General features: G+C 67.0%; 10 protein-coding genes and 1 pseudogene. 2 read left to right on the top strand and 9 right to left on the bottom strand.

Annotated elements, in window-relative coordinates:
• The first annotated feature begins 16 nt into the window (after positions 1-16).
• Positions 17-790 carry an amino acid ABC transporter ATP-binding protein gene (locus E3T33_RS01400; protein WP_092325030.1) on the top strand — a complete coding sequence of 258 codons (774 nt, stop codon included), beginning with the start codon at positions 17-19 and terminating at the stop codon, positions 788-790.
• A gap of 316 nt (positions 791-1,106) precedes the next feature.
• On the opposite strand, the pseudogene E3T33_RS01395 reads toward E3T33_RS01400, so the two are convergent.
• From E3T33_RS01395 to E3T33_RS01360, 9 genes and pseudogenes are all read right to left on the bottom strand, one after another.
• Positions 1,107-1,983 (bottom strand): annotated as a pseudogene (locus tag E3T33_RS01395) (IS3 family transposase).
• 36 nt (positions 1,984-2,019) lie between these two features.
• The gene (locus E3T33_RS15110) at positions 2,020-2,169 is read right to left on the bottom strand and encodes a hypothetical protein (protein WP_166784358.1); all 150 of its coding nucleotides are present in this window, start codon (positions 2,167-2,169) and stop codon (positions 2,020-2,022) included.
• A 195-nt stretch (positions 2,170-2,364) separates the two neighbouring features.
• Positions 2,365-3,306: a diguanylate cyclase gene (locus tag E3T33_RS01390; protein WP_092325010.1), complete on the bottom strand. Its 942-nt coding sequence runs from the start codon at positions 3,304-3,306 to the stop codon at positions 2,365-2,367.
• Positions 3,307-3,350: 44 nt separating this feature from the next.
• Positions 3,351-3,731, bottom strand: a complete 381-nt coding sequence (locus E3T33_RS01385) for a chemotaxis protein CheW (RefSeq protein ID WP_092325012.1) — start codon at positions 3,729-3,731, stop codon at positions 3,351-3,353.
• Positions 3,728-4,894, bottom strand: coding sequence for a CheR family methyltransferase (locus E3T33_RS01380; RefSeq protein WP_092325014.1), 1,167 nt, complete (start codon positions 4,892-4,894; stop codon positions 3,728-3,730). The genes E3T33_RS01385 and E3T33_RS01380 overlap by 4 nt, the downstream gene beginning before the upstream one ends.
• Complete coding sequence (locus E3T33_RS01375) at positions 4,891-5,934, bottom strand: chemotaxis protein CheB (protein ID WP_092325016.1); 1,044 nt, start codon at positions 5,932-5,934, stop codon at positions 4,891-4,893. Before E3T33_RS01375 ends, E3T33_RS01380 begins: the two co-directional genes overlap by 4 nt.
• Positions 5,931-7,931, bottom strand: a complete 2,001-nt coding sequence (locus tag E3T33_RS01370) for a response regulator (protein WP_092325018.1) — start codon at positions 7,929-7,931, stop codon at positions 5,931-5,933. Before E3T33_RS01370 ends, E3T33_RS01375 begins: the two co-directional genes overlap by 4 nt.
• Entirely contained in the window at positions 7,928-8,431 is a 504-nt protein-coding gene (locus tag E3T33_RS01365; protein WP_092325020.1) for a chemotaxis protein CheW, read from the bottom strand. The genes E3T33_RS01370 and E3T33_RS01365 overlap by 4 nt, the downstream gene beginning before the upstream one ends.
• Positions 8,428-10,296: a methyl-accepting chemotaxis protein gene (locus tag E3T33_RS01360; protein WP_092325022.1), complete on the bottom strand. Its 1,869-nt coding sequence runs from the start codon at positions 10,294-10,296 to the stop codon at positions 8,428-8,430. The genes E3T33_RS01365 and E3T33_RS01360 overlap by 4 nt, the downstream gene beginning before the upstream one ends.
• A 309-nt stretch (positions 10,297-10,605) precedes the next feature.
• On the opposite strand from E3T33_RS01360, the gene E3T33_RS15105 reads away from it, so the two are divergent.
• Positions 10,606-11,289: a VOC family protein gene (locus tag E3T33_RS15105; RefSeq protein ID WP_166784357.1), complete on the top strand. Its 684-nt coding sequence runs from the start codon at positions 10,606-10,608 to the stop codon at positions 11,287-11,289.
• The last annotated feature ends 638 nt before the right edge of the window (positions 11,290-11,927 follow it).

The following is an 11,927-nucleotide window of genomic DNA, read 5'->3' as shown; positions in this document are numbered from 1 at the left end:
GACAAGTACGACGCAGATGGATGTCCGCCCTGAGCCGCTGCTCAGCGCCCGCTCGGTGCGGAAGAGTTACGGTGGTGTCGAGGTGCTCAAGGGCGTCTCGCTCACGGTCGACGCCGGCCAGGTCATGTGCCTGCTCGGCCCCTCCGGCTCCGGCAAGTCCACGTTCCTGCGCTGCATCAACCACTTGGAGCGCATCGACGGTGGCCGGATCTCCGTCAACGGGGAGCTCGTCGGCTATGTGCAGCGGCAGGACCGTATCTTCGAGATGAACCCGCGCGAGGTCGCCAGGCAGCGCCGCGGCATCGGCATGGTCTTCCAGCGCTTCAACCTGTTCCCGCACATGACCGCCCTGGAGAACATCACGGCGGCGCCGATCGGGATACGGAAGGTCGGGAAACAGAAGGCCAGGGACCGCGGGATGGAACTGCTCGACCGAGTCGGGCTGGTCAAACTTGCCCACTCGTATCCGGCCCAGATGTCCGGTGGGCAGCAGCAACGCGTCGCGATCGCGCGCGCTCTGGCGATGGATCCCAAACTGCTTTTGTTCGACGAGCCGACCAGCGCCCTCGACCCCGAGCTCGTTGGCGATGTGCTGGACGTCATGCGAACCCTCGCCGCGGACGGTATGACGATGGTGGTCGTCACCCACGAGGTCGGCTTCGCGCGTGGAGCCGCCGACGTCGTCGTGTTCATGGACGCGGGCGTCGTCGTGGAGGCAGGTCCGCCGTCCAGCGTGCTCGACAATCCGCAGAGTCCGCGCACCAGGGCCTTCCTCGAAAGCGTGATGTAGCCCGGATTCCTCCATCGACGGATCGGTGGGGGTCGACCGTCGCCGCCTCGCGGAGTAGCGTCGGAACAAATCACGGCGGACGCCGGAGGGAGCCGACCAGGCATGTCAGCACTCACGAATTACGGCCGGGCGAGTGCGGCCACGCCCATGGCCATCCAGAAGTTACTCTCATCGCCTTCTCTGAACCTGCAGGTCACCGCACGAACCCCACACGCGACCCGCGTCGGGGTGACCGGGCCCTCGATGAACCTGTTCCTCTACAGCGACGGGCTGATGGGACTGCCCCGAGTTCAGCTGACTCAAGGGGTTAGTGGTTTCAGGCGGCCTTGAGGGCCATGTGTATTGTCTCAAACTCGATCGGGGTGAGCTTACCGAGGCGGCGTTGCCGGCGCTTCCGGTGGTAGGTCCGCTCGATCCAGACGACGATCGTGAGGCGTAGTTCTTCCCGGGTCGCCCACCGCTGCCGATCGAGGACGTTCTTCTGCAGCAGCGCGAAGAACGACTCCATCGCGGCGTTGTCGCCGCACGCGCCGACGCGTCCCATCGACCCATCGCACACCTCCGTGATCAAGGTGTTGCGACGACCAATTGAATTCAACCGGTGCGGTGTTCGGTGATGTCCGTCAGCCAGAGCTGGTTCGGGCGTGTCGCCGTGAATTTCCGCTTGACGTGATCGTCGTGGATGGGAGGGCCGGCCTGGTGGAGCTCGTCGGTGATGAACCGGTAGCCGAACGCGGGGTCGTCCTGGTGCGCGTCCCAGGCGGCGTTGGTGAGGTGCGCGTCGTCCCAGTCGCGTTGGGAGACGGGGTTGCGCTTCTATTGGTAGAACGCTTGCTTAGAGAAGCGCAACACCCGGCAGGTCACCGTGACGGGGATACCGTCGACGGCCATTTCGAGGACCAGCGGGTACATCATTTTGGGTTGACGCCCCGGGACAGGTAGGCGACAGCGCGGCGCATGACCTCGGCTTCCTGCTCGAGGAGCCGGATGCGTTTCTTCGCATCCCGGAGCTCGGCGGATTCCTTCTCGGTCACGCCCGGCTTCACGCCCTCTTCGACGTCGGCCCTCTTCAGCCAGTTCGCTAGGCAGGACTCCGAAATCCCGAAGTCCTTCGCGATCTGGTTCAGCGGGGCTTCGTGCTTCCTGGCCACGGCACCGACGTCGCGGCGGAAGGGTGGGTAGTGCCTGGGCATGGTGACATCCTTGCAGCGAAGACGAATCTTCACAGGTCAGGAGTCAACCAAACCGGGGGCAGTCCCGGCCTCGCCGCGGAGGTCGTGGCCGGCCGCGGCGGCTCGGGCGATCGGGATGGCCATGGCCGTGTCGTCGGTCCGCTCCCCCGGTTCCCAGAACAGCTGGCCGCCGCCGAACATGTCCACGGCGATCTCGTCGGGCAGCGGCGGCTGGAACTCTTAGCGGGCGCCGAGCGCGTCTCCGGTGGCCAGGCCGAGCAGCACCCCGGTCGCGCGATCGTTCTGTGCGGACGTGAGCTTCATGTCGGCCTCCTTGGGGTGTCAGTGCCGACCTTGTCGGGTACACGGATGGTCGCTGACACTACTCCTCCTTCTTGGACCCTATGCGTGGCGGCGCGAAGAATCTTGGCCGCTTTCCGGGGGCAGGACCTCGCGGGCCGTCGTCGACGCAATTCGGTCGCGCCCGGCGGCTTTGGCGACATAGAGCTGGGCGTCGGCGTTGTCGACAAGTTCATCAGCGGATCCGATCGGCCCCAGGGCGCAGCCACCGCTGACCGTCACCGAGATCTGCGTGCCGCCCGCCACGATCGGTGTCGCTGCGATGGATCGGCGGATTCGCTCCGCGACGAGGAGGGCGCCGGCCAGATCGGTGCGGGGAAGCACGACGAGGAACTCCTCGCCGCCCCACCGGCCGGCCACATCCCCCTCGCGCAGTTCCTGGCGCAGGCGCACGGCGAACTCGGCAAGCACGAGGTCTCCTGCGGGATGTCCGAAACCGTCGTTGACGCGCTTGAAGTTGTCGACGTCGAGCAGGAGCGCGCAGAGCGGATCATGGTGACGCACCGCCTGGGCATGGTGGTAGGCGAGCTTCTCCTCGACATGGCGCCGGTTGTGCAGTCCGGTGAGCGCATCCGTGCGAGACAGCAGATCGAGCTCGTCATTGCGCTGGCGAAGCTGGTCCTGGAGTTTCTTGACGTGTGCGGCCGCGGCGACACGCGCGACGAGTTCGGCCGGCTCGAAAGGCTTCTTGAGGTAGTCGTGTGCGCCGCCGCGCAGACCGCGCAACACGTCGTCCATCTCGGTCAGCGTGCTGAGAAACACGACCGGAATGTCCATCAGGTCCGGGATAGCCTTGAGCTCCGCGAGCACCTCGTAGCCGTCGAGCCCGGGCATTTCGATGTCGAGCAGGATGACGTCGGGCGGAGAGTCCCGGCACGCGTCGAGCGCCGCGGTCCCGTCGACGGCCTCGATGACGTGGTGGCCCGCGGCCTCCAGGTGAGAGCGCACGACGGCGCGAATGACGAGCGAATCGTCGGTGATCATTACCGTTGCGCCCGCCGCGGCCACACCTGAACCTGCCAGGCCGTTCACAGTCGCGCCGCCAGCGCCACCGGGTCGGCGACCAGCATCAGCTCACCGTCCGAGTCGACCGTTCCGGAAATGAAGGCGCGGCCCTGTCCGGTGGGGGCCGGGCGGATGTCGGCGGCACTGATGCGACGCAGCCCGGTGACCGCATCCACGAGCAACCCGAACGTCGTCTCACCGGTTTCAACGACGAGGACGTGGCTGCCTCCGCCGCCCAGCGCCGAGATCACCGTCAGCGGCGGCTGACCGGGCAAGATGCCAACGATGTCGGAGGCAGCCCCAGGCAATGAACGGATGCCGTCCGCCGGGCGAACCGCGCGGGTGGCCTCGACGGGGAGGCAGTACCCGGCTCCGGCGGACCGAAAACACACCATGGTCATCATTGAGGCAGCTCCTGCTGTTTGGCGTCGAGAAGTTTGTAGAGCTCGTTCGGGGAATAGCCGTCAATCGCGTAATCGTGCCGCGCAGGGTCGGCGCCCAGCAGGCGCCCCGCTGCGCCGAAGGCGCGCTGCGCCGACGGGCGGTCGTTCATTGCTTCGAGCGCGAGGGCGAGATGCAGGTGAGCAAGCGCATCGTCCGCGGCCAGGTATGCCCACTTACGAAAACTGACGACGGCCGCTGCAGGGTCGCCCGACGCGAGCGACTCGCGTCCGGCCTCAGCCAGAATCGCGATGGCGGCGACGTCATCGGCGTGCCCCGCACCGACCTGGGAAGCCGCAACCCGTGCGGGCAGAGCGCCGCCCGTCACGCGCCCACCGGACACCGAGCGCGGTCGATAGGCATAGGTGTCCCCGAGGCGCACGGTGTCGTAACGGTCGCCGATCGACCAGATCGTCTCGGCTGCACCGAGCAACATCCAGGCCTGAGGAAGAGCGTCGGCGACCCGGTCGAGGAAACCCCTCGCGTGCTGGTCGGAAAAGTAGATCAGGACGTTGCGACAAAACACGACGCTGCTCGAGCGCACCCGGTGGGGCACCGACTCGATGAGGTTGTGGTGCACGGTGCTGACCCGAGCCCGGATCGACGGGTTGACTTCCCACGCCTGGCCGACGGGGGTGAGGTGGCGCGCGATCCGTTCGGGTGAGAGACCGGTGATCTCGCGGGCCGCATAGCTGGCCGCGTTCGTGCGGAGCAGGGCGGAGGTCGACACGTCAGTGGCGATCACCCGGCCGTCGATGCCCAGCTCGTCGAGCAGCATGGCGAGGCTGAACGCCTCCTGCCCGTTGGCGCAGCCGGCGCTCCAGATGCTGAGCGGCTGCGGAAGGGTGGGAAGGATGTGTTGCGCCAGAATCTCGAAGTGCTCGGGGTGGCGAAAGAATCCCGTCTCCTGAACCGTCACTCGGTTGAGCAGGGCCTGGCGCAGGCTCGCACTGGCACCGAGCGCCCGGAGATACCGTTCGAAGTCCAGCCCCAGCACGGCCAACTCGTCGCGGATACAGCGCCGAAGCCGGGCGCGCAGGGCCGATTCGGGCCGGAGGCCGATCTCTGATTCAAGGAGTTCGGCCACCCGGCGGATGATCGCTTCTGACGGTTCGAGCGCGATCATGACCCCACCAATGCGACCGCACGGCGGATCGCGGCCGCGAATTGTTCAGGGGGCAAGAGAGTTGTGAGCGCCCCCAGGCGCAGGGCGGCCTGGGGCATGCCGAAGACGGCACAGGAGTCCTCGTCCTGCCCGAAAGTCTGCCCGCGCCGGCTGTGGAGTTCGAGCAGCCCCTTGGCTCCGTCGTCGCCCATCCCGGTTAGGATGACCCCGACACCAGCGGACCCGGCGTGCTCCGCCACTGATCGAAAGAGCTCGTCCGCGGACGGCTGGTGGATCGTGACCGGGGTGGCCGCGAGCTCGAGCCGACTCTTCGCGGCCAGACGCAGGTGGGATCCGCCGGGGGCGAGATAGACGTGCCCGGGCAGGGCGATCTGGTCGTGCGTGGCGAGTTCTACCGGCAGCGCCGAGGCGCGTGCCATCCAGCCAACCAAATTACCGGTGAAATCCGGATGCAGGTGCTGCACCACGAGCACCGGCGCGTCGAGCCCACCAAGCCCGGCGAGCACCGTCGCCAGCACCGTGGGACCCCCGGTCGACGCGGCGAGCGCGACCACGGCCTGCCGGCCACCTCGCTGCGGCGCGGTCCGGGCCGAGTTCCTGGACAGGGCTCCCCGGGGATGCCGGATCGCCAAAACTTTGCTCAGCTGACGGACCGTGCTGCGAAGCTGGGTCCCGAGCTCGTCGGTCCAACGGTCGGGGGTCGGGAGCGCTCCGAGGGCGCCGGCCACAACGGCCTCGACGGCCTCGGGAGACAGTCGATCCACGATTCGGCTGGACAGCACAAGGATGGGCGTCGGTGCGCGCGCCATGACTTGTTCGATGAAGACCTGCCCGCTTGCGGCGCTGGTGCTGATCCGAAGAATGATGAGGTCGGGGCTCTCCCCCGCCACGCGCTTGATCGAGGCCTCCCCGGCGGCGGCCTGGCCGATGACCCTGATGTCCCCGTCTCGTTGCAGGGCTCGAGTGAGCTCCCCGCCGTGGGTTGGCGCATCCTCAACAAGGAGAACCCTGATCGATTTACCGGGCGCGGCATCCGTCATGCTCGTCCTCCGATCAGGCGGTTCACGGCAATAAGGAGGCTGCCCTCGTCGAAGCCGCTCTTGAGAATATAGCCGTCGGCGCCCGCGTCGAGCCCACGCCGGCGGTCGGCTTCGCTCGCGCGGGAACTCAGGATCAAGACGGGTATATTTGCGAAGGACGGGTGCGCGCGGACCGCTTCGGTCAGCTCGAACCCGTCCATCCTGGGCATCTCGATGTCGGTCAGGATCAGCTCACTGGCTTCCTCGGCGAGTTTCAACAGCGCATCCGTGCCGTCGACCGCCACACGCACCTCGAAACCGGCCCGCTCGAGGATGTTGCGTTGCAGTTCTCGGATGGTCAGGGCGTCATCCACTACGAGGATGCGCTGGCGGGTCGTGGCAGGCGGGGCGTCTTGTACACGCGGGGCGCGGCCGCGATCGAGCCGGTGAGCTCGGTGGATGAGGCCGGGCGGGTCGAGCACAAGCAGGACGGAGCCATCTGGCTCGACGCTTGCGCCTGCGACGGCGGGGAGGTGCGCCAGCAGGCCGTTCAGCCCCTTGACTACGACGTCGCGTTGACCGACCAGCCGGTCCACCTGAAACCCGTGCCGGCGGGCGGTGTCGGCGAGCACTACTATCGGGCCGGTGCTCTGTCCGGCAGCGGGCAGGCCCACCGTGCCGGCCAGGGTCGACACCGGAACGGGACGGCCCTCGACAAGGAGGACGGAGCGCCCCTCGGCACTGGTCTGGCTCGCTGGATCGAAGCGCTGCGACAGGACCACCCGATGGAAGGGCAATGCGAAGCGCTGCCCGCCTGCCTCGACGAGAAGGCAGCGCAGCACGGCCAGGGTGATCGGCACGATAATGCGGAATTCGGTGCCCACCCCCGGCTTGGAGCGCACCTCGACGCGACCGTGCGCCGCCTCCACGCTGGCGCGCACGACGTCGAGCCCGATTCCCCGTCCGGACACGTCGGTCACCTCGGCTGCCGTCGAGAACCCCGCGGTGAAGATGAGGTTGAGCATCTCCTCCTCGTTCATCCCGCCGGTGTCGATTCCCTGACGTTCGGCCTGCTCCTTGACCTTGCCGGAATCGATCCCGCTGCCGTCGTCGGTGACGGCGATGATGACCTCGGAGCCCAACTGCATGGCGTGCAGGCGGATCGTGCTCTGTGCCGGTTTGCCGTCCGCCGCTCGTTGCGCGCTCGATTCGATCCCATGGTCGACGGCGTTGCGCACGAGGTGCAACAGTGTGTCCGACAGCTGCACCAGTACACCGCGGTCGAGTTCGGTGTCGGTCCCCCGCACGTCCCAATTGATCGTCTTGCCCTGCGTGCGTGCGAGGTCACGCACCGCACGCTGGAGCCTGTCGGTGATCGTGGCCAGGGGAACCATGCGTGTGCGCATTGCCCGGTCCTGCAACTGATTCAAGGTTCGGGAGAGGTCGTTGAACTCGGTGTTCAGGGTCGCGTCGACGCCGAATTTCTCGGTGAGCATCCGGCCCACCCTCAAATGAGCGGATGCCGACTCTCCGATCAGTCGCACCAGTTCGTCCAGCCGTTCCATCGGCACCATGACGACACCGGCGGAGTCGCGGACGGCCGGGGCGACCGGCGAATTCTCCGCGCCCGCCTGGATCCGCTCGCGCGTCAGCTCTGGCCGGTCGACGGCTGCGAGCTGGCTACCGGTCGTTGTCCCCTGGCTCGCGACGATGACCTGCCCGAGGCGGTCGGCCCCGGCGAGCAGTGTGTCGATGATCTCCGGAGTGACGAGTTGTCGTCCCGTTCTCACATCGTCGACGAGTTCCTCGAGCTCATGAGCGACGCGGCTCACCTCGTCGAGCCCGGCGACGGCCGACGACCCCTTGATGGTATGCAGCTCCCGGAACACGGAACGGAGCAGCGACTCATCCCCACCCGTCTTCTCGAGCTGGAGCAGGAGCTGATCGAGGTGCGCGAGGCGAACCTCGGCTTCCTGCGCGAATAACTCCCGCACCTGTGCCAGGTCGAGCCCGCTCACCTCGCGGATCCCCTCGCGACAGTGTCGCCCGTGCGCGCGCTATCCAGTTGTGCGCTGGGACGCCTGGCGGCCCGTTGGCCCGATCGCGGACGCTCGCCGTCCAGAAGCGCACCCGCCAGAAGAGAATCCGGCTCGAGCAACACGGCCACCCGGTTCCGCACCAGGAAGCAGCCGACGGTTCCGGCCAGCTCCGACGTGCCCACGGGCGCGCCCAGGATGACCCGTTCAGGGAGATCCGTGACCGCCAGCCCGATCAGGCCCTGGCGGGACTGCAGCACGACGACAAACGCTGCCGGCTCGACGGACCCCAGCCCCAGCAGCGACGCCGCGTCGATCAGGGGCACGATTTGGCCACGCAGGTTAAAGAGCCCAAGCACGTGCGACGGCGCGGTGACCAGCCGGGTCAGCGTCGGCGCCACCACCACTTCCTCGATCCGTTCGATCGGCACGGCGTACAGATCGACCCCGACCGGGAACAGCACGGCGTGCAGGTCGGTCATCGTGGTCCGCTGCTGCCAACCGCGCTGGTTTCGAGGTCGTTGGCCAGATCGGCGAGGTCGCCGGCCGATGCGGCGATCTGCTTGGCGGTGACCGAGACCGCGCGGCTGGCGTCGGTGAGCTGCTCCATCGTCTCGACGACCTGGGCTGTCGCACTCCGTTGCTGCTGGGTGGTCAGGCTGACCTGGCCGGTCGCGTCCGTGACGGCCTCGAGCAGCATGAGACCCCGCTGCATCTGCTTCGCGCCCTTTTCCATCGCGATGACGGTTGCGTTCGTTTCGCGCTGCACGTCGGCCAGGATCGCGGCGATGTCACCCGCGGAGGACTTGGACCGTTCGGCCAGCCGACGCACTTCATCGGCCACAACCGCGAAACCCCGACCGTTCTCGCCGGCGCGGGCCGCTTCGATTGCCGCGTTGAGGGCCAGCAGATTGGTCTGATCGGCGATGTCGTTGATCAGCACGAGCAGGGTGTCAATGTCATTGACCCGCCCCGCGAGGGCGAGGGTGCGCTCACTCGACAGGGTGATGTCGGTCTCGGCCTGCTCCAGGTTGAGCCGTGTTTCCGCGGTCTGGCGTGCGACCGCGTCAACGGTGTCCGCAATGGCGACCGACGAGCGAGCGAGTTCCTCGGTGGTTCCCGTGGCCTGCGTGACCGCCGCGCTCTGCTGGGTGGTGATCGTGGCCAATTCTTCGGAGGACGCCGAAAGCTGCATCGCAGCGGTATTCACCTCGGCCACGGCCCTGCCGAGTTGGGCGATAAGCGTCTCGGAGGTGGTGAGCATGGTGTTGAACGATTCGCCGAGCAACACGAGTTCTTTGGACCCGGTCGGCACGGCGCGGGCCGTCAGGTCACCCCGGGTGACCCGCATCGCGACCCCGGTCAACTGCTTGACCGACCGAATCGTGCCCCAGGCGAGCAGAACCGAGACGGCCGCAGCGAGCAGCGCACCCCCCACGACAAGCCAGATGGCGCGCCGGGTCTGTTCGGCAACCGGTGCGAGCACATTGCTCGCGCTTTCCGAGGCGATGAGAGTCCAGTTCAGTTCGTCGACGATGTCGTAGCCGCCGATCACATCGTCCCCGGCGTACCCCACGAATCGGGCCGAGCCGGGCCGGCCGGTGCTGGACGCCTGCCGTGTCGCGACGGTGTCCACGTTCGTGCTCAACACGCCGGCGGCGAGCAACGCCGTGTCATCGGCCAGCTCGCTCATTCTGTCGGAACTGTAGATCAAGCGGTGCAAGGAGTCGACGAGGACGATCTTCGTGCTCGTTCTCGAGCTCGAAATGAGGTCGGGCATGATCAGCTCGTGGAGCGCCATCGGGTCCAGGTTGGCGACGACCACGGCGCTCACCTTCCCGGCGCCGTCCAGCACCGGTTCGGCGATGATCCAGTCGATCTTCTGTCCCTGACGCGCCATCGAGGTGAGCACGGGCGTGCCGGAGACCGCGGTCTTGAACCACTCCTGGTTGGTGACGGAGAGCTCAACGTCCGGCCGGCTTGAGGCCAGGACCTTTCCGGCGACATCCGTGATTTGAATCAGCGTGTAGCTGCCGTATGCCTTGTGTATTTTGGCCAGCCGAGACGAGGCAACGGCGGAGCCGAGTCGACTGTCGTACGTGCCGGCGATGACCTCCATATCATCGTGGCGTTCGACCGTCCACGACTCCAGCCGTGCCGTGACTGCGCGCGCCAGTGTGACGCCAGTGTTCTTGGCCGCGCCGGTCAGGTTCGCCGACGACTCCGAGGTGAGGAGCACCGCCAGCACAATCATGAGCGGCACCGACACCAGGAGCATGGCCGACACCATCTGGACGCCGAAACGGCGTGGTAGGGAATGCCAGAAACGACGAGACTGGGTGGCCATGGTGCTGGTCCTATCGATTCTGCGGTCCGATTGACCCGAGGGTCCGGTCCGTGCGATCCCGCCCTACGGACGAGTATGCGTGCGATGACGTGACTTGACCGTACCAGCGCCCGTTCACCGATCCGGGAGGATGACCCTGGCGCGCGGGCCCGAGTTTTTTGGGGGCACCTGACTGGGGGGCAACGCCCGTGCAGCAGCAGCGCGAAGCCGGCTCACCCGGCACTCGGGATCTTCGCGCCCAGGCACACCCGGCGCTCGGGCCCGTCAAGCTCCCTTGCGTGTCCTGGCGACCGCTCATAGCCTGTGCGCATGAGCCCCAACAGAGACCCGAAGCCGCCCGTCCGCCAGCTGCGCCTGGTCGTCGAGGCGGCCGCTTACGATGCCGCGGTGCGCTTCTACCGTGATGCGCTCGGCCTGACTGAGGAAGAGTCGTTCGAGGGCGAGGTCGAGGCCCGCGGGATCGTCCTCGACGCCGGCCGGGCGACTCTCGAGCTGCACAATCCAGCGCAGAGGAAGATGGTCGACGGGCTGGAGGCCGACGGGATCCCGAGCGGGCACATCCGTGTGGCGTTCGAGGTCGCCGACACGGCCGAAAAAACGCAGGCACTGACAGATGCCGGCGCCGCGATCATCGCGTCGCCGCGGGTGACGCCGTGGCAGTCGCCTGATCCGGGACTCGAGGCCGAGCCCGCGAACGAGTGCGGCCAGCCGCTCCGCATGTGCGGCCGTCCGTCCGACGATCTCGACGACCGTCAGGTCGAAGAGCCCGTTGAAGGCTCGGATGTGCTCCCAGGCCTGGACTCCGGTGCCGAAGACGACGAGACGATTCGCCCCCGGCGCGGCCAGTCGGCGAGCACCCATCCCGGACACAGCGGCGGTGCGCACGTTGGTCGGCGCCATACTGTCGAGGACGGCGAGCGGCCTCTGGTCACCGCCGCCGAACAGGAGGTAGAGACCCTGGATGACCGGACGGCTGGCGCGGGCATTAGCTAGTGCGGACCGCAGGGATTCAAAGTCGCGCAATTGCGCAGGGACGTGTTGGCCTGTCACCACGCTTGTTTGCTCCCTCAGCCCGTTTGACTCCCGTTCTCGTCGCGTCTGCTGGTCAGTTCATACTTGGTGCCGTCGTAACCGTCCCCGAGCCACATTCCAAAGAGAACCCGCCCCGTGACATCCACCGGGTCGACAAGGACCGTGGGTAGCTGACCGTGTCGATTCGGTTCAAGGATTACGGTGAATGTCGGTTCCAAAGAACCCACAGAGTGCAGAGTGACGGTGGTCTGCGTGCGGGAGGTTCCGAGCACAGCACCGACTTCAACGCCATCGCGGTCGGGAATCGGGGCTCTTTGCTTGGGGCCCGACCGTTTGAGGCGTGCAGCANCGGGAATCGGGGCTCTTTGCTTGGGGCCCGACCGTTTGAGGCGTGCAGCAGAAACCCACCTGGGAAACGCGCGCGGTGCTGACTTCGGCTGAGCACTTGACTCAATGGCGGGAAAGCTCATTTTACATCGATCCCGTCCATTCGACGGGCGGGCCGGCTGCCCGCCCGAAGGTCCGTGCCTTTGTGGCGCCGCTCTACGACACTCCTGCGTCTGCAAGTGGCAGGAGAACCGCTGGGCCAGAGTCCTAGG

The sequence above is a fragment of the Cryobacterium sp. TMT1-2-1 genome (genome assembly GCF_004403955.1).
GTDB lineage: Bacteria > Actinomycetota > Actinomycetes > Actinomycetales > Microbacteriaceae > Cryobacterium > Cryobacterium psychrotolerans.
The sequence above is the reverse complement of the archived record's forward strand: the minus strand, read 5'-3'. Positions and strand labels throughout refer to the sequence as shown.

What these genes read in the sequence shown, in the direction of transcription:
- E3T33_RS01400 (WP_092325030.1), top strand. Translation starts at nt 17, where the DNA reads ATGGATGTCCGCCCTGAGCCGCTGCTCAGCGCCCGCTCGGTGCGGAAG.
- E3T33_RS01390 (WP_092325010.1), bottom strand. Translation starts at nt 3,306, where the DNA reads ATGATCACCGACGATTCGCTCGTCATTCGCGCCGTCGTGCGCTCTCAC.
- E3T33_RS01385 (WP_092325012.1), bottom strand. Translation starts at nt 3,731, where the DNA reads ATGATGACCATGGTGTGTTTTCGGTCCGCCGGAGCCGGGTACTGCCTC.
- E3T33_RS01380 (WP_092325014.1), bottom strand. Translation starts at nt 4,894, where the DNA reads ATGATCGCGCTCGAACCGTCAGAAGCGATCATCCGCCGGGTGGCCGAA.
- E3T33_RS01375 (WP_092325016.1), bottom strand. Translation starts at nt 5,934, where the DNA reads ATGACGGATGCCGCGCCCGGTAAATCGATCAGGGTTCTCCTTGTTGAG.
- E3T33_RS01365 (WP_092325020.1), bottom strand. Translation starts at nt 8,431, where the DNA reads ATGACCGACCTGCACGCCGTGCTGTTCCCGGTCGGGGTCGATCTGTAC.
- E3T33_RS01360 (WP_092325022.1), bottom strand. Translation starts at nt 10,296, where the DNA reads ATGGCCACCCAGTCTCGTCGTTTCTGGCATTCCCTACCACGCCGTTTC.
- E3T33_RS15105 (WP_166784357.1), top strand. Translation starts at nt 10,606, where the DNA reads ATGAGCCCCAACAGAGACCCGAAGCCGCCCGTCCGCCAGCTGCGCCTG.